Origin of the sequence: Azospirillum sp. (assembly GCF_035628975.1) — a bacterium.
Lineage (GTDB): Bacteria > Pseudomonadota > Alphaproteobacteria > Azospirillales > Azospirillaceae > Azospirillum.
The window spans coordinates 45,264-67,165 of the sequence record NZ_DASPIS010000047.1 but is presented as its reverse complement, the minus strand read 5'-3'; the positions used below and the strand labels follow the sequence as shown (position 1 = coordinate 67,165).

Annotated in this window: 15 protein-coding genes, 1 tRNA gene and 1 pseudogene; 4 read left to right on the top strand and 13 right to left on the bottom strand. The window is 67.0% G+C overall.

Annotated elements, in window-relative coordinates:
• Positions 1–121: 121 nt before the first annotated feature.
• From VD964_RS10370 to VD964_RS10345, 6 genes are all read right to left on the bottom strand, one after another.
• A complete protein-coding gene (locus tag VD964_RS10370) occupies positions 122–934 on the bottom strand; it encodes an ABC transporter ATP-binding protein (RefSeq protein ID WP_414637122.1) in 813 nt (270 codons plus the stop codon).
• 126 nt (positions 935–1,060) lie between these two features.
• A complete protein-coding gene (locus tag VD964_RS10365) occupies positions 1,061–2,353 on the bottom strand; it encodes an ABC transporter substrate-binding protein (protein ID WP_310116035.1) in 1,293 nt (430 codons plus the stop codon).
• A gap of 53 nt (positions 2,354–2,406) precedes the next feature.
• Positions 2,407–3,480: a branched-chain amino acid ABC transporter permease gene (locus tag VD964_RS10360; protein WP_324868260.1), complete on the bottom strand. Its 1,074-nt coding sequence runs from the start codon at positions 3,478–3,480 to the stop codon at positions 2,407–2,409.
• A 7-nt stretch (positions 3,481–3,487) separates the two neighbouring features.
• The gene (locus VD964_RS10355; RefSeq protein ID WP_014187949.1) at positions 3,488–4,375 is read right to left on the bottom strand and encodes a branched-chain amino acid ABC transporter permease; all 888 of its coding nucleotides are present in this window, start codon (positions 4,373–4,375) and stop codon (positions 3,488–3,490) included.
• Between the two features lie 211 nt (positions 4,376–4,586).
• On the bottom strand, positions 4,587–6,545 hold the full coding sequence (locus VD964_RS10350) for a long-chain fatty acid--CoA ligase (protein WP_324868257.1): 1,959 nt from the start codon (positions 6,543–6,545) through the stop codon (positions 4,587–4,589).
• A complete protein-coding gene (locus tag VD964_RS10345; RefSeq protein WP_324868255.1) occupies positions 6,545–7,432 on the bottom strand; it encodes an ABC transporter ATP-binding protein in 888 nt (295 codons plus the stop codon). The genes VD964_RS10350 and VD964_RS10345 overlap by 1 nt, the downstream gene beginning before the upstream one ends.
• Before the next feature lie 200 nt (positions 7,433–7,632).
• Here VD964_RS10345 and VD964_RS10340 point away from each other — a divergent pair, with 200 nt between their 5' ends.
• From VD964_RS10340 to VD964_RS10330, 3 genes are all read left to right on the top strand, one after another.
• Complete coding sequence (locus VD964_RS10340) at positions 7,633–9,363, top strand: AMP-binding protein (RefSeq protein ID WP_324868252.1); 1,731 nt, start codon at positions 7,633–7,635, stop codon at positions 9,361–9,363.
• A gap of 90 nt (positions 9,364–9,453) precedes the next feature.
• The gene (locus VD964_RS10335; RefSeq protein WP_324868250.1) at positions 9,454–10,023 is read left to right on the top strand and encodes a TetR/AcrR family transcriptional regulator; all 570 of its coding nucleotides are present in this window, start codon (positions 9,454–9,456) and stop codon (positions 10,021–10,023) included.
• A 402-nt stretch (positions 10,024–10,425) separates the two neighbouring features.
• Positions 10,426–10,764 (top strand): hypothetical protein, encoded by a 339-nt coding sequence (locus VD964_RS10330; protein WP_324868248.1) that lies wholly within the window; start codon positions 10,426–10,428, stop codon positions 10,762–10,764.
• 6 nt (positions 10,765–10,770) lie between these two features.
• Here VD964_RS10330 and VD964_RS10325 read toward each other — a convergent pair whose 3' ends face one another.
• From VD964_RS10325 to VD964_RS10305, 5 genes are all read right to left on the bottom strand, one after another.
• Entirely contained in the window at positions 10,771–13,767 is a 2,997-nt protein-coding gene (locus VD964_RS10325; RefSeq protein WP_324868246.1) for a methyl-accepting chemotaxis protein, read from the bottom strand.
• Positions 13,768–14,042: 275 nt separating this feature from the next.
• Complete coding sequence (locus VD964_RS10320) at positions 14,043–14,537, bottom strand: Lrp/AsnC ligand binding domain-containing protein (RefSeq protein ID WP_324868243.1); 495 nt, start codon at positions 14,535–14,537, stop codon at positions 14,043–14,045.
• 135 nt (positions 14,538–14,672) lie between these two features.
• Entirely contained in the window at positions 14,673–16,280 is a 1,608-nt protein-coding gene (locus VD964_RS10315; protein ID WP_324868241.1) for a HAMP domain-containing sensor histidine kinase, read from the bottom strand.
• Entirely contained in the window at positions 16,261–17,106 is an 846-nt protein-coding gene (locus tag VD964_RS10310) for a response regulator transcription factor (protein WP_324868239.1), read from the bottom strand. The genes VD964_RS10315 and VD964_RS10310 overlap by 20 nt, the downstream gene beginning before the upstream one ends.
• Before the next feature lie 28 nt (positions 17,107–17,134).
• Positions 17,135–17,848 (bottom strand): hypothetical protein, encoded by a 714-nt coding sequence (locus VD964_RS10305; RefSeq protein WP_324868237.1) that lies wholly within the window; start codon positions 17,846–17,848, stop codon positions 17,135–17,137.
• A 772-nt stretch (positions 17,849–18,620) separates the two neighbouring features.
• Between VD964_RS10305 and VD964_RS29900 the strand changes: the two are divergent.
• Positions 18,621–19,227 (top strand): annotated as a pseudogene (locus VD964_RS29900) (transposase); the annotation flags it as partial.
• 191 nt (positions 19,228–19,418) lie between these two features.
• Here VD964_RS29900 and VD964_RS10300 read toward each other — a convergent pair.
• Together VD964_RS10300 and malQ are read right to left on the bottom strand one after the other, a co-directional pair.
• A tRNA-Gln gene (locus VD964_RS10300) sits at positions 19,419–19,492 on the bottom strand.
• Between the two features lie 159 nt (positions 19,493–19,651).
• Positions 19,652–21,841, bottom strand: coding sequence for a 4-alpha-glucanotransferase (gene malQ, locus VD964_RS10295; protein ID WP_324868235.1), 2,190 nt, complete (start codon positions 21,839–21,841; stop codon positions 19,652–19,654).
• Positions 21,842–21,902 lie beyond the last annotated feature (61 nt).

Genomic DNA, 21,902 nt, shown 5'->3' with positions numbered 1-21,902 from the left:
CTCCCCATCCCTCCCCCGCTTCGCGGTGGAGGGGGTAGGAGCTTTGCAGGAGTGCGGCGGAGTTCCCTCTCCCGCGAAGCGGGGGAGGGTTAGGGAGGGGGCATCGAAGCCGACGCTCCCCTCAAATCCAGCGCTTGCGCCGCTTGAAGCTCTTCAAATTCTTGAAGCTCTTGCGCTCTTCGTTGCCGCCGCCGAGGTAGAATTCCTTCACGTCCTCGTTGTTGCGCAGCTCTTCGGCGGTGCCGTCCAGCACGACCTTGCCGTTTTCCATGATGTAGCCGCGGGATGCCGCCTGCAGCGCCATGCGGGCGTTCTGCTCCACCAGCAGGATGGTGACGCCCAGATCCTTGTTGATCTGCTGGACGATGCTGAACACCTCCTTCACCATCAGCGGCGACAGGCCCATGCTGGGCTCGTCCATCAGGATCAGCTTCGGCCGGGCCATCATCGCGCGGCCGATCGCCAGCATCTGCTGCTCGCCGCCGGAGAGATAGCCGGCAAGGCCGGTGCGCTCCTTCAGGCGGGGGAAATAGCTGAAGACCATGTCCAGGTCGTCCTTCACCCCGTTGTCGCGGCGGGTGTAGGCGCCCAGGCGCAGGTTTTCCAGGCAGGTCATGTCGGCGATGATGCGCCGGCCCTCCATCACCTGGAAGATGCCCTTGCGGACGATCTGGTCGGGGTCGATGCCGTTGATGCGCTCGCCATTGAAGGTGATGTCGCCGCGGGTGACCTCGCCGTCCTCGGTCTTCAGCAGGCCGGAGATCGCCTTCAGCGTCGTCGACTTGCCGGCGCCGTTGGCGCCCAGCAATGCCACGATCTCCCCCTCCGGCACCTCCAGGCTAAGGCCGCGGAGCACGAGGATCACGTCGTTGTAGACGACCTCGATGTTGTTGACGGACAGCATCATCCGCTTCGCAGCCGTGACGGGCGGCATTCCGGCTTGGACGGGAGCGTTGGTCGAAGCGGCCGTGGCGGTGGTCTGCATGCAGCACCTGAACTGTTCGGAAGAAGGGGGGCGCCCCCGCCGCGAAAAAAGCGGAGGCGCCGCGTGCTTATCGACTTACCAGCCCAGCCATTCCGGCTTGCGCGGGACGTCGACGGTGGTCAGCTTGTCCAGCTTGATGGTGCCGGCCTTGACCAGCTCGTCCACGCCGGCGCCGGTGTCGCCGCCGACCTTGGCGCGGTAGATGTTGACCGCCGTCATGCCGCGGTGGTCGTTCTCGGTCCAGGTCGAGGGAACGCAGACGCCCTCCAGCCCGGCCGGGACCCAGTCCTTCTTCTGGTACATCGCCTTGCGGATGTTCGGACCGGTGACGCCGCCGTTCTTCGACGCCCAGTCCATCGCCTCCTTCATGTAGAAGGCGGTGCAGACGCCGGCCATGTAGTGCACCGGACGATAGGCGGTGCCGGCCGCGTCCGACATCTTGGAAATGTCCTTCAGCGTCTTCATGCCCGGCACCTCGGCGTTCCAGGTCACCGCGGTGCGCATCGGGAACACCACGCCGTCGGCGGCCGCGCCGGCGGCCTTGGCGGCGTTCTCGTCCATGCCCCAGACGTTGCCCATGAACTGCACCTTGGCGCCGACCGTCTGGCAGGCCTTCAGCACCGAGATGTTGGAGCCGGCGGTGTTGCCGAGATAGGCGTAGTTGACGCCGGACTGCTTCAGCGTCAGGCACTGGGCGGTGTAGTCGCCGGGGGTCAGCGCGAACTGCACGGCCGGCAGAACGTCGAAGCCCAGCTCCTTGGCCAGTTGCTCGCCCGCGTCCTTGGGCGCGTTGGGATAGGGGTGGTTGGCGCCCATGTGGACGTATTTCGGCTTGCCCTGGCCGCCCTGCTTCTTCCAGTCCTCGGCCGCCCACATCAGCATGCCGCGCAGCGCGTCGGAATAGGACGGGCCGTAGAAGAAGTTGTAGGGCGCCGGCTTGGAGCCGTGCGGGCCCTTGCCGGTCGGGTCGGTCAGGTGGCCGGAGTAGGAGCCGGAATAGGCCGGGATCTCGTCCTTGCCGACGAAGCCGGTCAGCGCCTCGGTATCGGCGGTGCCCCAGCCCTGCAATGCTGCGATCTTGTCGCTGCCCGACGACCACTTCTTATACTGGCTGATGGCGCGCGGCGCCTGATAGCCGTAGTCGACGGTGTCGACCGCCAGCTTGGTGCCGTTGACGCCGCCCTTGGCGTTGATGTAGGCGAGCGCGTCCGCCACGCCCTGCGCATAGGGCACGCCGACGTCGGAGGTGGCGCCGGACTGGTCCGCCAGATGGCCGACCGGAATGTCGGCGTAAGCCGTGGCGGTGGTCGCCAGCAGGAGCGCGCCAGTAACGGCGGTGGTGGCGAAAAGCGCGGTCTTGATCGACATGGTGCGTTGACTCCCCATTCTGTTCTGTTTGTTGACCGGCAAAGCGTCGGGACTTAGTGCGAGAAGGGATAGAGCTTCCAGTAGGCCTTGATCTGCTTCCAGCGGTGGGCCAGCCCGTCGGGCTCGAACACCAGGAACAGGATGATGACGAGGCCGATCGACATCTCGCGCAGGAAGGCGATGTTGTCCTTCAGGTTCAGCGCGGTGTCGATGGCGGTGCCGCTGACCAGTTTGGTGAGCGCCTGCATCGCCTCCGGCAGGAAGACCATGAAGGCGGTGCCCATCAGCGTGCCCATGATCGAGCCCAGCCCGCCGATGATGATCATGCCCAGGAACTGGATCGAGAAGAGGATGGTGAAGCCCTCCACCGACACGAACTGCAGGTAATGGGCGTAGAGGGCACCGCCGATGCCGGCGTAGAAGGCGGAGATGCCGAAGGACATCGTCCGGTACTTCGTCAGGTTGATGCCCATGATCTCGGCGGACAGGTAATGGTCGCGCACCGCCACCAGGGCGCGGCCGTCGCGGGTCCGCATCAGGTTGGTGGCCAGGATGTACATCACGACCATCGCCACCAGCGCGACGTAGAAGTAGCGCTCGTCGGTATCGAAGGCGAAGCCGAAGATGGTCAGCGGCTCGGCGATGGTGCCGGCGGTGCCGCCGGTGAACCAGTCGGCGCGGGCGAAGAAGTCCTGCAGGATGTACTGCGCCGCCAGCGTGGCGATGGCGAGGTACAGGCCCTTCAGCCGCGCCGCCGGCATGCCGAACAGCAGCCCGACCATGGTGGTGACCACGCCCGCCAGCGGAATGGCGAGCGCCACCGGAACGCCCAGGCTGTTGTTCAGCCAGGCCGAGGCGAAGGCGCCGAAGCCGAAGAAGGCGGAATGGCCGATGGAAATCTGGCCGGTGAAGCCGACCAGGATGTTCAGGCCGAGCGCGGCGATGCCGAGATAGCTGATCTGGATCAGCAGGCTGAGCCAGTAGCGGTCCATGAAGGCCGGGCAGGCCAGCAGGAGGACCACGCCCAGGATCGCGAAGTTGCGGCTGGTCCTGGTCGGGAAGATGGTGGTGTCGGTCCCGTAGGACGTCTTGAAATCGCCGCTCGGGATGATGCTGATGTTCGCCATTGGGGCCTCACACGCGCTCGATGTCTTTGGTGCCGAACAGGCCGTAGGGCTTGATCATCAGGATGGCGATCAGGACGTAGAAGGGCGCGATCTCGTACATGTTGCCCCAGTTCAGCCACTGGCTGTCCAGGTAGTGCGCCATGTTCTCCAGCACGCCGACGATCAGGCCGCCGACCACCGCGCCGATGACGCTGTCGAGACCGCCCAGGATCACCGCCGGGAACACCTTGATGCCGAAGAAGGACAAGGCCGACGACACGCCGTTGACCACGCCCACCGTGACGCCGGCCACCGCCGACACCATGGCGGAGATCGCCCAGCTCATCGCGAACATGTGGCGGACCGAGATGCCGAGCGACTGCGCCACCTGCTGGTCGAAGGCGGTGGCCCGCATGGCGAGACCGGTCCGCGAGTATTTAAAGAACCAGCCGAAGCCCGCCATGATGAGGATCGAGATCAGCAGCGACATCACGTAGACGGTCTGCACCTCCAGCCCGAACAGGTTCATGGTGGGGCTGGCGAAGATCGGCGGGAAGGGCTTGGCGAAGACGCCGAACATCCACTTCATCGCCGCCTGGAAGACGATGGACAGGCCGATCGTCACCATGATGACGGAGATGATCGGCTCGCCAATCATCGGCCTCAAGACGACGATCTGCAGGATGACGCCGAAGGCCAGCATGAAGACCAGCGTGATCGGGAAGCCGATCCAGAAGGGCAGTTGCCAGCTGGTGAGAAGCCACCAGCAGGTCCAGGCGCCGATCAGCAGGAATTCGCCCTGGGCGAAGTTGACGATGCGGCTGGCCTTGTAGATCAGCACGAAGGACATGGCGACCACGCCATACAGCGCGCCGACGATCAGGCCGTTGACGAGAAGCTGAAACAGAAGGGTCATGGCGTGGCCTCGCCGAGATGGGATCCAAATCCCCCGATCCCCCCCATCGCAAGCTGCGCTTGCGATGCCGACAGGCGAAGCGCAGCTTCGCCGAAAGGCGGGGAGAGGGTCAGGGTGAGGGGGAAGCACGGCGAGGAGCGTCCGGCAGGCGGATCCCCCTCACCCATCCTCTCCCCGAGGGGGAGAGGGGTTTTTCCTGTTTGCATAAGCGTCACGCCGCAACCGGCTGCCGCGGCGCCGTGGCGGCGGCGGGAGCCAGGTCGATGACGGTCAGCGTGGTGCGGATGCGCTGCTTGGTGCCGTCCTGGAAGGCGATCGTGGTGTCCACGTCGATCTTCGGCTGGTCGGCATAGATGCTGTCGATGATGGTGCCGTATTTCTCGGCGACGACGCCGCGGCGCACCTTGCGGGTGCGGGTCAGCTCGCCGTCGTCGGCGTCCAGCTCCTTGTACAGCAGCAGGAACTTGGAGATGCGCTGAAACTCGGGAAGCGTCTGGTTCACCCGCTCCACCTCCGCCCGCAGCAGGTCGTAGACCTCCTGCTTGGACGACAGGTCGGAGTATGTGGTGAAGGCGATGCGGTTCTTTTCCGCCCATTTCGACACGATGGAGAAGCGGATGCAGATGATCGCCGACAGATACTCGCGCTTGTCGCCCAGGATCACCGCCTCGGCCACATAGGGGCTGAACTTCAGCTTGTTCTCGATGTATTGCGGGCTGAAGCGGTCGCCCTGGGCGGTGGTGGCGATGTCCTTGATGCGGTCGATGATGACCAGATGCCCCTTCTTGTCGAAGAAGCCGGCATCGCCGGTGTGCATCCAGCCGTCGCGCATGTCGGCGACGGTCGCCTTCTCGTTCCGGTAATAGCCGGCGAACATGTTGGGATGGCGGGTGACGATCTCGCCGACGCCGTTGTGGTCGGCGTCGATCACCTTCACCTCGATGCCGCCGTCGAAGGGCACGCCGACCGTGTCGAAATCCACGTCGTTGCCGCGATGGACGGTGTAGGCGCCCATCGTTTCGGTCTGGCCGTAGATCTGGCGCAGCGGCACGCCCAGTGCCTGGAAGAACTTGAAGGTGTCCGGCCCCAGCGCCGCGCCGCCGGTCGCTGCCGATTTCAGGTTGGTGAAGCCCAGCCGGTCGCGCAGCGCCTTGAACAGGATCGCGTCGGCCATCGCCGAGCGCTGGCCCTTCGACAGCGCCTCCAGCCCCAGCTTCATGCCGAGTTCGTACATCTTCTGCTTGAAGGGCGAGGCATCCATCATCCGGGCGCGCACGTCGGCGGCGATGGCCTCCCACAGGCGCGGGGCGAACAGGACGAAGGTCGGCCCGATCTCGCGGAAGTCGTGCATCATCGTCTCGGCTTCCTCGACGAAGTTCACGCGCATCCGCGATACCACGCCCATGCCGACGGCATAGACCTGCTCCATGATCCAGGACAGCGGCAGGACGGAGACATACTCGTCCTCCGGACCCTTGGGATCGGCGGACAGATAGCTGGCGACATGGCGGATCAGGCGACCCGCCGGCAGCATCGCCATCTTCGGGTTCGAGGTGGTGCCGGAGGTGGTGCAGAGGATGGCGACCTCCTCGCCCTTCGTCTCGGCCACCATGCGGTCGTAGAGGTCCGGCTGCTGCGCCAGCAGTTCCTCACCCATGCGGATCAGGTCGGTGACCGGCATCAGGCGGGGGTCGTGGTATTTGCGCATGCCGCGCGGGTCGGAATAGATGATGTGCTGCAGCGTCGGCAGCCGGTCGGCGAGGTTCAGCAGCTTGTCGACCTGCTCCTCGTCCTCGGCGAACACCACCTTCACGTCGGCATAGGTGATGAGGTAGGCGACCTCCTCGTCCAGCGCGTCGCGATAGATGCCCAGGCTGTAGCCGCGCACCGCATGGGTCGCGATCTCGCCCATCACCCAGTCGGGACGGTTGTCGCCGAGAAGGCCGACCACCTCGCCCGGCACGACGCCCAGCTTGGTCATGCCCAGTGCGAAGGCGCGGATGCGGGCATGCACCTGGCCCCAAGTGAAGGTCCGCCAGATGCCGAAATCCTTCTCGCGCATGGCGATGTCGCCGCCATGGTCGCGGGCGTGCAATGCCACCAGCTTCGGCAGGGTGTCGTAGACGGCCAGATCGGGAAGGGCCAGATCGGGCAGAGTGAGGTTCGACATCACGCGACCTCCTTGCGCGGCGGCACGACCGCGGCAGAAGCCGCCGGCGCCTCTTCCTCGTCGTCCTCGCCCAGATAGGCGCGGCGGACGCGGGGATCGGCCAGGACCTCCTCCGGCCTGCCTTCGGCGATCTTCTTGCCGAATTCCAGCACCATCACCCGGTGCGAGATGTCCATGACCACGCCCATGTCGTGCTCGATCATGACCACGGTCATGCCGAACTCCTCGTTCAGGTCGACGATGTAGCGGGCCATGTCCTCCTTCTCTTCCAGGTTCATGCCGGCCATCGGCTCGTCCAGCAGGATCAGGTCCGGCTTCAGCGCCATGGCGCGGGCCAGTTCCACCCGCTTGCGCAGGCCGTAGGACAGGGTGCCGGCGGTGGCCTTGCGCACATGCTGGATTTCGAGGAAGTCGATGATCTCCTCCACCTCGCGGCGGTGGGACAGCTCCTCCTTCCTGGCGCCGGTCAGCCAGTAGAGCGACCCGGTCAGGAAGTTGTTCTTCAGCAGGTGGTGGCGGCCGACCATGATGTTGTCGAGCACGGTCATGTGCCCGAACAGCGCCAGATTCTGGAAGGTGCGCCCGATGCCGAGCGAGGCGCGATGGTTCGGGGTCATCCCCGTCACGTCGCGGCCCTTGAAATAGACCTTGCCGTCCGTCGGCCGGTAGCGGCCGGAGATGCAGTTGACCATCGAGGTCTTGCCGGCCCCGTTCGGGCCGATGATCGAGAACAACTCGCCCCTGCGGATGCCGAAGCTGACGTCGGTCAGCGCATGGACGCCCCCGAAGCGCAGATTGACGCCCCGAGCCTCGAAGATGGTCTCCGCCTGGGTGGTGGGCGACGTTTTGGCAGGGCCGGGGTGTGGTGCGACGGGCGCGCCTGACATTTCCTCCTCCGTTGCTGTTGGTACCGCTTCTCGGGGTCACGACCCGGCTCTTTGGTGGCCGGCGAGGTCCATATTGTGGACCGTTTCATGAGCAACTTCCGCACTATATACCGGGTTCCTTTCTGTTTTCAACACTGACATTCCGCTATTGCATGTTTTTTGACGCGACAAGCCGCCGCTCGGTCCATATGATGGACCTCATGAGCCGTCACGCCGACATTGCCACTCCCCCTGCCGCTCCGAACGCGGCAGGCGGCACCCAAAGCCTGGAACGCGCCATCGCCCTGCTGCGCGCGGTCGCCGACGCGGGCACCGACGGCGCGCGGCTGGCCGACCTGATGGCCGGAGTCGGTCTTTCGAAGGCGACCGCCCACCGGCTGCTGATGGCATTGGCACGCGAAGGGCTGGTCGAGCAGGACGGGCGCAGCAAGCGCTACCACCTGGGGCCGGATCTGGTGGCGCTGGGCGATCTGGCGGCGCTGCGGCACCGGCCGGCTTCCCCTACCCCTGCCCTGCCCCAGCCGCCGGAAGCGGCGGCGGCCGCCGCCGAGCCGCCGCCGGTCCTGATGGTGAGGCCGTCGGCCTTCCTGCGGCCGGAGTATCGCGGCCTGTCCATCGCGCTGGCGTCGCTGCTGTGCGACCGTCATGTCCGCGCCGCCGACGGCGCGCGGGCGGCGCTGCTGCATGAAAGCGTCGCGGGACAGACCACGGAACTGAGCTTCGCCCGCCTTGCCCATGATTCGGCGCGCTTCGCCACCGTGCTGGCCGGCATGGGGGTGGGACAGGGCGACCGGGTGGCGGTGTTGCTGCCCAAGGGGCCGGAGCTGCTGATCACGGCGCTGGCGATCTGGCGGCTGGGCGGGGTCTACATGCCGCTGTTCACCACCTACACCGCCTCTTCGGTGGCCTACCGGCTGGCCGACAGCGATGCGCGGGCCATCGTCACCAACGGCTTCCTGCGCCGCAAGGTGCCGCGCGACAACACCCGGCCGGTGGTGACGGTGGAGGGCGACGAGGCCTTCGGTCCCGACGCGGTGCCCTTCTGGTCGTCGCTGCACGAGGCCGTACCGCTGGCCGAGGTCGCGCGCTATCGGGAAGGCGACGCCTTCGCCCTGATCTACACGTCGGAATCCGAGCCGACGCCGCTGGGCGTCTCGCTTCCGGTCAAGGCGCTGTCGGGGATCGAGCAGTACATGCGCATCGGCCTGGACCTGCGCGACGACGACATCTACTGGAACATGGCCGATCCCGGCTGGGCCTATGGCGCCTATTACGGGCTGGTCGGGCCGCTGCTGCTGGGGCGGACGACGATCTTCTGCGACGGCCCCTACGACGTGCGGCAGGGCTACCGCATGCTGACGAAGTTCGGCGTCACCAACCTGACCGCCGCCCCATCGCAGATCCGCGCCTGGCACGGCGCCGATCCCGGCGTGTCGCACCAGTTCGCGCTGCGCATCCTGTCGGTGGTGGGCGAACCGCTGCCGCCCGACCTGATCGCCTGGGCCAACCGGACGGTCAAGGTCCCGCTGCTCGACCAGTATGGCCAGCGCGAGACCGGCATCTTCATCGTGAACCGCTACGATCCCGACGGAATCGGCCGTTACGAATCCGACGGGGCGGACGGTGCCGAGTCCGCCCAGCCGCCCAGCGGCTCGCTCGGCCGGCCGATGCCGGGATTCCGCGTCGTCATCCTCGACCCCGACGGCCGGGAGGCGCCGGTGGGCGGCGCCGGCGAGATCGCCATCGACGTCGACCATTCGCCGCTGTTCTGGTTCGAATCCTACGCCAACAACCCGGAGCGCACCGCCCAGCGCTTCCGCCACGGCCGGCGCTATTACCTGACCGGCGACCGCGCCTTCCTGGACGGCGACGGCAACATCCATTACCGCGGCCGGGCATCCGACGCGATCCAGATGCAGCAGGGCGAATAGGCAGCGGCCCCGGTTTTCGGGTATAGATCGCCCTTGAGAACGCTGCGGCGGAATGCGGCGGCGGACGCCGGGGGAGCGCGAAGGACGGGTATGGAATCCAAGACGAAGAACCGCGAATCCTGGCTGGCCGCCGCCTTCGCGGCGCTGGCCGAAGGCGGCGTCGACAAGGTGCGGGTGGAGGTGCTGGCGAAAGCCCTGAAGGTCACCAAGGGCAGCTTCTATTGGCATTTCCGCGACCGCACCGACCTGATGAACGCCCTGCTCGACAGCTGGAAGCTGGGCCGCATCGCCGCCATCAAGGAACAGACCCGGCTGGACGGGCGCGAGCCGGCCCGCCAGCTGCGCGACCTGCTGGCGCTCTATGGCGGCAGCAAGCCGCGGGGCATGGCGATAGAGTTGGCGGTGCGCGACTGGGCCCGGCGCGATCCCGAGGCGGAAAGCGTGATCGCCGAGGTCGACCGCGAGCGCCTGCACAGCGTCGCCGGCCTGTTCGTGGCCTTGGGTCTGCCGCCCGATCAGGCATTCGCCCGCGCCTATCTGTTCTACGCCTTCGCCTTCGGCCAGGGGCTGCTCGCCCCCGGCGCGGCGGCCGACCGCGCCGAGGTGGTGCGGGCGATCTGCGCCGACGTGCTGGTGCCGGACGCGCAGACGCACGCCTGACGCACCTCCCGCACGGTGGAGCGATCCGGCCCCGCGACTATGCTGTTATGGCAGATTGCCAGAACGGCCTGTTGACGGTGGAATGGAAACCCTGGATCGCATCGAGGCATTGCAGGTGAAGCTCCGCGACATGCTGATGCGGAGGCGGCGCCTTCCGGACCGGTCGGACGCGCGCTGCGCTCCTCCGAAAGGACGCTGGCCGCTTCTCACCGCCTGATGGAGGGAAATCACCATGTCCCAGACCCCCCCCCAGGGGACTATGCCGAGGATCGACGCGTCGATGCCGAAGACTGGCGGCGACGTAGCGAAACGCGCCGATCCAAGGCCGAAGAGGCCCGCAACGATGCGGAACGGGGGCGCGAGAAGGCCGATGCGGAACGGACCGCGGCGTTCGACCGCCATATGGAGGCCGAAGACGCCCGCCTGATGGCCGAGGAAGGACGGATCACGGGCGAGGCGCAACGGCGCGAAGCCGAAGACTGGCGGATCGACGACGAGGACCATCGCCGATCCAGGGAAGAGGCAAGATGCGCGGCGGAAGAGAGCCGCCAGGCCGAAGAGCGGGCACGGCGGCTCCACGAGCAGGCCCGCCTGTCCGCCGAGGAGGCCCGATCCTATGCCGAGCAGGCGCGGATCGATGCCGAACGGGCGCGCGCGGCAGCCGACGAGCAGCGTCAACTGCTGGAGGAGATGCGCGAAACCGTCCGACGTTACGAAGCCCTGCTGGCCCGGAGCGGGTGAGGCCCGTCACGGCGTATAGGCCAGCCGCACATTGCCCCAGTGGCGGCCGCGCACGGTGATCGGAGCATCGACCTCCTTCAGGCGCACCATCCTGCCGCCACCCATGTCGCGGCGATAGGCCTGCAGCAGGAACGGCCGGGCGTTGCGCGCGGCGGCAAGGCCCGACCGGTCGGCGAAGACCCGGCGGTTGCGGCAGTTGGCGGTGTTCCAGGCGGGGTCGCCCGGCCGCTGCGGCTCGGAATAGCGGCTGTTGTGGGTCGGCACGTAACCGACGCTGTTGACCGCCACGCAGAACTGGAAGCGGGGGTTGGAGGCAAGCACCGGCTCCTGGATCGCCGGGAACAGGCGGTCGGTCAACTCGGTGAAGGGGGCCAGCGCCTGTTCGGGGTCGCTGCCGGCAATGGGGGAGAGGTCGGTGGAGAACAGCGCCTCCTCACCGATGCTGCCGCTGGAAAGAGCGCTTTCCAGAGCCTTGGACAGGGCCGCGGCGGTGTCCTGCGCGGTGCGGATAACGTCGGAATCGGCCTCCACCATCGCGCGATAGGCCCGGCCCAGCCGGTCCGCCTGACCGCCGGACAACTCTTCGAAAGCCAGATGCAGGCCAAGGTCGCTGATCCCGGCGACGACGGCCGGCAGGTCGCCGACATCGCACAGCGTTACGGTCAGCCGCGTCTGCTCGGCAAGCGAAGGAAGCCCCATGCCCTCCACCAGCATCCCCTCGAGCGACAGGTCCAGCATGGTGGCGGTGCGGGGTTCGCCGGCCAGGACCAGCGTGACGGGCTCTTCGCAGGGGATCCGGTCGGACATGCGGCGGTCGCCGGCAACCGACTGGCGCAGGGCGATGACCAGCCGGCGCTTCAGGTCGGCGACGGCGGTCTGGGTATCGGCCATCCGGCGGCTGACGTCGGTGGCGATGCCGGTGATCCCGTCGGCCTGATCGCGGATATGCAGGACGCTGACCGACACCTGCGATGCCCCGCCGGCCGAGTTGGTGGCGCTGCGCCCGATCTCCCCGTTGGCGGCGGATTGCTCCTCCACCGCGGCGGCGGTGGCGGCGGCGGCCTCGTCGATCTCCTCGATCACGGAAATGACGGTCTGGATCGCCGTGACGCTGCCGCCGACCGCCTGCTTCAGCTGGTCGATCTGGCGGGCGATGTCGTCGGTCGCCCGCGCCGTCTGGTTGGCGAGCGCCTTCACCTCCGACGCGACGACGGCGAAGCCCTTGCCGGCCTCCCCTGCCCTGGCGGCCTCGATGGTCGCGTTCAGCGCCAGCAGGTTGGTCTGGCCGGCGATCTCGTTGATCAGATTGGCGACCTTGGCGATCTCTTCCGTCGCCACCTCCATCTGGCCGATGGCGGAGGCGGAACCGCGGGCGCTGTCCACCGCCCGCCGGGCCACCTCGCTGGACCGGGCCGCCTGCCGCGCGATCTCGTGCCCGGCGCTGTTCAGCTCCTCCGTCGCGGCGGCGACCGACTGGGCATTGGCGCTGGCCTGCTCCGAAGCCGCCGACACCACCATCGTGTTCTCCCGCACCACGCCCAGGGCCTGCATCAGATGCTGGATGCCGTCGCCGGCGCGGTTGCTGGTCAGCTCCACCCCCATCCAGGTGGAGTCCAGGTCGCTTTCGATCGACTTGCAGGTCTCCAGCAGGGCCTGGCGGGTCAGCGCCTTCTGCTTCACTTCGGTCTCGTGCTTCTCGTGGGCGGCATAGGCCAGCTTCGCCTTCATCGCGTTCAGTTCGGACGCCACACGGGCGAATTCCGGCACGGCGATCGGCGTCATCGGATCGGTGAGAGCGCCGCGGGCGATGCGCTCGAACGTCTGTTCCAGGACCGACAGCGGACGGCGCACCGTGCGCAGGATCAGCCAGCCGAACAGGGCGGCGAACAGACAGCTCAGCAGAACCGCCGCGGCGACCGCGGCGATGCGCCGCCCGTGGTCGGTTTCGGCCTTGTCGAACTCCTCCCGCGCCACCCGGATCTGGAGTTCCAGCAGCGCGTCCGACACCCGGCGCAGTTCGGCGAAGGCGGGACGGACGGTGCCGCGCAGATGGGCGTCCAGCGCGGCTCCGTTCTTCTCCCGCGCCAGGGCCAGGGCCGGGCCGATGCCGGATTGGAGATAGGAGCCGACCAGCGGCTTGAACCGGTCGGCGAGGACCGCCTCCTCCGGCGTCAGGTAAGTGGCGAGATAGGCGGTCAGCAGCCGCTGCATGGCTGCGGTGTTGTTGGAAACCTCCGCTTCGACGGCAGCGAAATCGCCGGCTCCCTTACCCGCCTGAAGATTGCTGGCCTGAAGATTGCCCGCCTGAAGATCGGCAGCGAAATCGGTCAGGCGCTGCCGGCTGTCGCGGGCGAGATTCTGGATCTCGCCGATCTGATAGGCGGGAACGGTCCGGTCCTCATACACCGTGCGAAGCGAGCGGTTGGAAGCCTCCATGCCGTCCAGCCCGAGCCAGCCGGCCGCCAGCATCGCCAGGATCAGAAGAACCATCACCCCGGCCAGACGCCCCGACAGGCTGGACCACGCCATGGCGGCGGCCCGACCCGCGCGGCTGCGGCGAACGAGCGCGCCCTGTTCCAGCGCCACCGCCGCCCGTCCGTCGCGCATGGCCGCATACAGAGACTCGGCCGCCGAGATCTCGTCCCGCGACGGTTTGGAGCGGATGGAGATATAGCCGGTGACGGCGCCGTTCTCGATCACCGGAGTGACGTTGGCGCGCACCCAATAGAAATCGCCGGACTTGGTCCGGTTCTTCACCAGCCCTTCCCAGGGCCGCCCCGACTTCACGGTCGCCCACAGGTCGGCGAAGGCCTCCCTGGGCATATGGGGATGGCGGACGAGGTTGTGCGGAGCGCCGATCAGCTCATGTTCGTCGAAACCGCTGATCTCGACGAAAGCCTGGTTCACGAAGGTGATCCGCCCGCCGGTGTCGGTGCGCGACACCAGGGGAACGCCGTCGGTCAGATGGATCTCACGGTCGGTGATCGGGGTGTTGACGCGCATGACGCGGTTCCGCTCCAGCCAAAGTCTCGCAGGAAACGGTCGGGCGTGGAGGCGAAAACTGCAGCGCCGGACAACCACATCGGTCGCACCCCCGAACCGGAGGTCATGCTGCAAGCGTCATGCCGCGATGGATTGTTAGCAGTCGAACAATTTGCATGGCAGAATACAACGGAGGGGCGATCTCCTCCCGCCGAATTCGTCGCAAAATGCGTCCGGAAAAGAATGGCGGGCGCGGCGGACGGTGCAAACTGAAAAAAGCTATATGGTCTAATTGTTTAGCCGCGCAACGAGCCTCCGGACAACCCGTCGAGCGGGATGGCGGTGACGCTCTTGACCTCTTCCATCACGGCATAGGTGTGGGTTTCCCGCACGCCGCGCGCGGTGGACAGCAGTTCGCCCAGGAACAGGCGGTATTCGTTCATGTCGCGCACCCGCGCCTTGACCAGATAGTCGAAGCCGCCGGCGACCATGTGGCATTCCATGATCTGCGGCATGCGCAGCACGGTGGCCTTGAAGTCGTCGAAATTGTCGGGCGTCGTGCGGTCCAGCACCACTTCCACGAAGACCAGCATCCCCGCTTCCAGCCGGTGCGGGTCGAGCAGCGCGACATAGCGCTGGATGATGCCGTCCGTCTGCAGCCGCTTCACCCGCTCCAGGCAGGCGGCCGGGCTCAGGTTGATGCGGCGGGCCAGCTCGACATTGCTGAGGCGTCCATCCTCCTGCAGTTCACGCAGGATCTTGATGTCGGTGGAATCGAGGCTGCGGTCCATCGGTGGCTCGGAATGCTGTTCGGCAGGCTGCCCCGATCCTCGGACAAAGAACGGGGCCACCCCGGAACCAACCATAGCAGGAACGGCGCCGACCGCGCCACTCCGAAGCCTGTTTGACGGTGACGGCGGACCCGGTCACGCCGCCAGCGGCAGCATCACCGTCATGCGCAGCCCGCCGGTCGGGCGGTTTTCGGCGCTGACGCGGCCGCCGAAGGCCTCGATGTTGCGGCGGACGATCCACAGGCCGATGCCGAAATGCGCGGCCCCCGCCTGATGGGCGGCCGCCTCGTCCTCCGGCATGCCGCGGCCGGGTTCGCGGTGGGAGAAATAGCGCTCGAAGATGCGTTCCAGGTTGGCGGGATCGACGCCCGGTCCCTCGTCGTCCACCACCAGCTCGGCCCAGCGGCCGTTGCGGGTCAGGCGGACGCTGACGGCGGAGTCGGCCGGCGAGAAGCTAACGGCGTTCTCCACCAGATTCTCGACGATGGTCTCCAGCGTCTCCTCGCTGGCACGCACCACCAGCCCGGCATCGATGCGCGAGCGCATGTGCAGGCTCTGTTCGGCAAGCAGGCCGGTGTAGCCGCCGGCCATCCGCTCAACCAGCGCCGACAGGTCGACGCGGCGGCGCGCAGGGGCCAACAGGTCGGCCGCCGCCTCGTCCATGCGGCGGGCGAAGGAGACGATGCCGTCCAACTTGTCCAGCGACTTCTCGATCATGATCAGCGCGCGCTGGCTGCGGGCGTTCTCCGCCGGCAGGGCGCGGCGCAGCGGCTCCACCGACTGGCGGATGACGGCGATCGGCGTCTTGAAGGCGTGGGCGTTGTCCTCCGCCGCACGGCGCAGCGACTGGGCGCTGTCGCGCAGCGTGGAAACGAGACGGTCGAAATCCTCCGCCACCCCGGCCAGCTCCGGCACGGTGTTGCGCGCGGCGAAGGAGGCGCTGCGGCCCTCATGGTCGGGGGTATCCTCGCCGCCGACGATGCGGCGGGCCAGTTCGCCGAAACGGTTCAGGTTGCGCCAGACGCCGGCAAGCACGGCCAGCACCAGGGCCGCCATCGCCAGATAGATCGCCGCGGCGGCCTGGACCGCCGGCGTGCTCCAATAGGGACGGCCGATGGAGGAGGAGATGTAGGCCTCGGTCGCATGGCTGGTCACCAGCGCCCAGCAGCCGAAGCTGGTCTTGATCGGGGTGATGGAGGACAGCACCTCCTCCCCGCCTTCGGCATGGGGAACGCGCATCGCCAGCGTGGAGTTGCCGGCACAGCTCGACCCCAACCGGTCCAGCACGCCCTGTTCGAGCAGCAGGCGCCGTTCGGCATCGATGTCGGCCGTCGACAGGCTGGGCGCCGCCGCGACATAGAAGAAGGGTTCCGGTCCGGTCCTGAGCGCCGCGGCCCCGGTGGCCGCCACGCGCGGACGCACCAGCAGCTTCAGCCGCGTGCGGTCGTCGCCGTAGCGGGCCAGCGCGCTGCTGAGGCTGGGGAGGGCCGTGCGGTCGACGCCCAGAAGTTCCGGTTCCAACGCCCGGGCGATCAGTTCACCCTGGCGCTGGGCGCTTTTCAGCAGGAGCTGCTGCGAGGCCTCGTCGGCGCGCTGGAACTGGTCGTAGAGCAGAACCGGCACGGCGACGAAGACGACGGTGAGCAGCACCAGGCGGCTCGCCATCGAACGCCACAGCCAAAGCAGGCGGGCGGACGCTTGTCTGGGCGCCCGCATCGCGAGGTCACTCGGCAGCAGCGCCATTGATCAGCATGTCCTCGCTCATTCCATTGCGCGTGCCTGTGTCGAGGCCGTCCTCGTCGCCACCCTGGGCCGGGTTCTCGCCCTTGCCCCAGCGATAGCCGAAGCCCGGATAGTTTTCGATGCAGGCGAAGTTGGCGTCGACCGAGCGGAACTTCTGGCGGATGCGCTTGATGAAGGCGCGAACGTTGGCGCGGTAGCCCGACGGGCCGTAGCCGGCGACGAAGCCCTTGCCGTGGACGAGGTCGTAGATCTCGCGGTAGGACACGTCCTCTTCCGGACGGGTCGACATCAGCTTGACGATGTTGAACTCGGTCAGCGTCAGGTCGATGCGCTTGCCCTTCCAAAAGGCGCGGCTGTTGTCCAGGCGCAGCTCCAGCTCGCCCAGGCGATGCATGGTGGCGTTGCCGCCGGCCTCCGCCTCCTCGGCACCCTTGACCGCATCGCCCTTGGTGCCGTCCAGGATCAGGCGCATGCGCTTCAGCAGGATCGACAGGCTGCGCGACTTCTCCACGAAGTCCAGCGCGCCGCCGGCCAGGGCCGCCTCTTCATAAATCTGGTCGGACAGCACGGTCAGGAAGATCACCGGGGTGGCGATGCCGCGGGCACGCATCTGGCGCAAGACGTCGATGCCATCCAGCTTGGGCATGCGCCAGTCCAGCAGGACGATGTCGACCGATCCGTCGGCAGCGAAGAAATCGAGCGCCGGCTCGCCGCGGTCGAAGGTGATGACCTCGTATCCCTCGTCGCCGAGGTTGAGGCTGAGCGACTCACGGAACAGATCGTCGTCGTCCACCAGAGCGATGCGGGCAATGGTCGGTTCGGTCATTGCGGACATTCCCTTGTTCGACTCCGCCTTACTGAATCCCGGGGCGGACAGGGCGCCCTGCGTCAGCGTGAGCGAGGAGTTGGGCGAAGCATCGGTGGTCGGCGTCAGGGACATTTTGGCTGCTCTTCATATCGTAGGAGAGGGCGCGGAAGTCCTGGGACGAGGTCATATCCATGAAGAAGAAGACCTTGAGGGTGCAGTCACCCTTGGAATACCGCCAGATCTTGGCGGGAGGCGCCTCTTCCCTTGCAACAGGGGACCCCAGGAGGTTGAGAGTCTGGACTTCGTCCAGCCCGACAAGACTGTCGGGGTCGGCGTTGGTGGTTGCGGGAGGGGTGGGCGTCAGCCCCACGGCCGGCCCCACGGCCGGCATGGCCGAGGCGTTCGCCGTCCGGGGGTCGATGGCCGCCAATTGGGTGGCGGCGGCGTTGGCGTCGGTGCTGGCCGCCGCCACGTCGCCGTTCGTCACCGGCGGGCCCGGCTGCGGCATCGGCAGGGTCGGCGCCAGCGATGCGGCGTCGGCAATCTTGCGGACCGGCTTCTGCCTGGGCACCGGCGGGGAAGCCGGACGGGCGTTCGGGTTGGCGGCCGATACATCGGGTCCGCCCCATCCCGGTCCGACCGTGTTGGCCGGGCAGCCGGCCAGCAGCAGGACCGCGACCAGCAGGCCCGCATGTCGGCCCCGGCCGGCGGCGTAGGCGCCGAACTGCGCCACATCGCGGAGGACTGCCGGCACGGTCATGGGGGCGAGCCTTTCAAATGCTGGAGGGCAAACACTGGAGGGACAAACACGAGATGGTCGGCTATAGCGGCATTAACACGGAACCGGCCGTTTCCATCTGGCCGCAAAGTTTACTTCGCGTCTGAGTTGGAGTTGACCGCGTCTGATGAGCCTAAACTCAGTCCATCCTGGTTAATGGCGCGTTAAAGCCACAGCAGATACCCCCATTTTGCGAAAACCTACCAATATTTTGCGAATTTTCGTTTGAATTTCGAGCGAATGCATCGGGGGACTCCCCGCGCTTTTCTCAAAGGTGGTACTCAATTCGGTTAAACCCATTCTACATCGACCACGTCGTGGGGGCGCCTGCGGAGGGCGACAGGACGTGACAGGAATGAGGCAGGAGGATGGCCGGGATCGGACGGGAATGGGGCCGTCGTGGGCCGAAGCCCAAAAAACAATCGGCGGCGGAGCCACCCGGGTATGGCTCCGCCGCCGCTCAGCCGGACGGGCAACAGGTCATGTAACGGCGCGCATGACAGCGGCCGCAGGGCGTTGCCTCTGGAACTCCAGCCGTGGTTCCGGCCGGCCGTCAAGCCGGTCGGCGTCGTGGGAACAATGCATTTTCGGCACCATCCATCACGGTCGCCATCATGCGCCGGACGGACGGCGCGGTCAAGTTTGCAGTACGTACAATTTAGTGGTTCCATTATCCGGCTGGTATGGGGAGGTGGACTTGCCGGGAGAAGGTGGAGCGCCTCCATCTATGGTCCGAGAAACCAGGAGTTTTGGCATGGGTGACGGGCATCGGCGTAAGCTGACGGAAGAACTCAAGCGGGAAGCTGTTCGGCTTATCGCGACGAGCGGCCGGATGGTCGGGAACGTGGCGGCTGATTAGGGTATCGGCAAATCGACACTGACGCGATGGAAAGCGCGCCACCAGGAAGCTGAACTTCTGTGCGGTCCACATGACGATGTGCAAAAGGAACTGGTCCGTCTGCGTCGTGAGAATGAGGTTTAACGCCAGGAGCGTGACTTGTTAAAGAAGGCAGCCGCTTTCTTGGGGCAGGAGACAAGTCGATGAGATCTCAGCATCATCGATGCAGAGAAAGCGGGTGCTCCGGTCTCCCGGCTTTGCCAGCTCTCGGGTGTGAGCGTCAGCGGTTACTATGTGTAGAAGACGCGCAAGGCCAGTGTTCGGCAATGAACCGACCTGGTGCTGTTGGCCCATATCCGCAGCCGGTTCACAGCGTCGCGCGAATCTTATGGCAGCTCACGGATGCATGCCGAGTTGAAGGCTGACGGTCTGTCGCCATCGCGTCGCCCGCCTGATGCGCGACAACCACCTGAAGGCCTACCAAAGGCACCGGTACAAGCGAACCACTGACAGCCAGCATGGCTAGCTTGGTGACGCCAGTACCAGGTCTGGTGGCGGAGGACGAGGTGCGCGGCTTGGCCCATGCTCGGTACTCTGACGGGACCGGGCGGTGCGTTGGGCAGCAGCTTTGGGCTACAGCCATGGGCACCACCTGCGGGTCATTGCAGGAGCGGCGGAACCAAGTGGCTGTTTCCAAAGGGAAGTCGTGAGAGTTGGTTGGGGGACTAGGATTCGAACCTAGGCTGGCGGAGTCAGAGTCCGCTGTCCTACCGCTAGACGATCCCCCAGACCGTCACCGGGGCGGCTCGCTTGCCGTGCCCCGTGGTGTGGGCGGGTTTATAGCGACCACGTGCCGGGCTGTGAAGAGCTTTTTTCGCTTCCGATGCACTTTTTTTTGGGCGCTGACCGCCGGTCCGGTTTTCCCCTGGACCGGCGGCGCCTTTCATTCAGCGTGGGACAGCGTTCGCCATGGGCGCGATGATCCGGCGGAGGTCATCGTCGGCCTCCAATTCCTCCAGCATACGGGGAAGGCGGCGGCGCCAATTCGGATGCTGGTCGACGGTGCCGGGCAGGTTGGGCTGCTCGTCGTCCGCCAGCGTGTCCTCGATCTGAACCATCACGATGCGCGATGGGGTGTGTGCCAAATAGTCGTGGACGGCGGCGGACAGTTCGACGCGGAACGGCTGGTCGCCGTCGTCGGTGGGATAGCTGTCCGGGCGCAGCCCCTCGCGGGACAGCGCCTGCAACAGGCGCCAGCGGTCGACGCCGCGGTCCCAGCGGTCCTTGTCCCGGCTGGCATCGTCGGGATAGAGACTGAGCCGCTGCCGCCAATCGAGGTCGCGGCCGGTCCAGAACCCCTTGAAGGGTGCCAGGTCATGCGTGCTGACCGTCGCCATGGAACCGGCGGGATACTCGCCGGGAGACTTGAAGCCGCCATCGGCAGTGCGTTCGAAATACAGCACGCGGTAGCTGAGGATGCCGGCCTGTTCCAGAGCCGGCCGGAAGCCCTCCGGAACGGTGCCCAGATCCTCGCCGATCACGACGCAACGGTTGCGGCGGCTCTCCAGCGCCACGATGCGCAGAAGGTCGTGAAAGGGATAGGCGACATAGGCGCCGTCGCTGCCGTCCTCCGGGATCCAGAACAGGTGCTGCAGCGCCATCACATGGTCGATGCGCAGCGCCGCGGCATGGCGCATGTTGGCCCGCAGAAGCTCGACGAAGGGGCGGTAGGAGGCCTCGCGCAGGCCCAGCGGCGACAGCGGCGCCAAACCCCAGTTCTGGCCCTTCAGATTGAACTGGTCGGGCGGCGCGCCGACATTGGCGCCCTGCACCAGCATCGACGGGTCGGCCCAGGCGGAGCCGCCGCCGGGATGGACGGCCACGGCGAGGTCGCGGTAAAAGCCCATGGCAAGCCCGGCGGAACGACCGCGCGCCGCCGCCTCCCCCAACTGGCGGTCGGCCTCGAACTGAGTCCAGGCGAAGAAATCGATGCGGTCGGCATGATCGGCGGCAAAGGCGGCAACCTCGGCGCTCCCCGGGTCCTGGAAAGCTGCCGGCCAGCTGCGCCACATCCACAGCGATGGGTCCTTGCGGAAGAAATGCTCGTGCAGGGCGTCGAACAGGGCATGGCGGTCCAAGGCCGCCCCCATCTCCTGCCGGAAGCGGGCATAGGCAGCCTTGCGCGGATGGCCATCGGGCAGGCTGCGAAAGCGGGCGTGCAGCCCCTCCAGAACCGGAAGCTTCAGCGCGGCGACCGCGGGGTAATCGACCAATTCCGCCTGCCTTGCGGCGGTCAGGGCGGCCTGGAAGGCGGGGTCGGCGATCCGGGCGCGCAGGTCGTCGGCGTCCGCCAACTCGGGAACGGAGGCCGGGTCGATGTAGAGGATGTTGAGGAACTGGCGGCTGGACGGCGAATAGGGGCCGATATGGTTCGGGTCGGCCGGAAACAGGGCATGCAGCGGGTTCAGCCCGACCAGCCCGGCGCCCAGCCGGCCGGCGACCTCGGCGAAGCCGGAAAGATCGCCGAAATCCCCCATGCCCCAATCGACGGCGGACCGCAGGGAATAGACCTGCAGCCCGATGCCCCAGCAGCGGCCGGCCGGCACCATCTCCTCCACTGTCACGCAGCGGTCGGGCGCCACGATCAGGGTGGTGGCATCGGATGGACCGGCGCGGCCAGGGGCCTCCACATGCACCGCCAGCCGGTGATAGCCGATGGGCAGCGAGACCGGCAACAGGCCCCCGAGCGCGCGGCGCTCATAGGCCTTGCCGTCCACCGTGGCCCGCTCCTCCACCGGCAGATCGCGGACCGCGACGCGGCCGCCCTGGGCGACCCCGCCCTCCGGTGTCAGTTCCCACACCAGCGTGGCGTCTTCGAGGCCGGCCGGCAGGGCGACGCCCAGCCCGATCCCCTGCCCTTCCCCGGTGACCAGGACCGGCGGCAGCGGGCGGCTCCAGGACCGCCGCTCCACCGTGCGCAGGCTGGCGGCGACCTCCTCGTCCGTGGCGGCCGCCAACCCCATGGCGGCGACCAGCGCCCGCTTGGTGGCGGCGGAGGTCTCGCGCCGGTTGCCCCAGATGTCATGATAAAGGGGTTCTAGTCCAAGCAGATCGGCCAGCCGGTCGAGATCACTCATGCAGGGTCCCCGCGGGTTGTACGGAAAGGGTGTGGGGCTAAGGGATTGGGGGGCGCGGTGC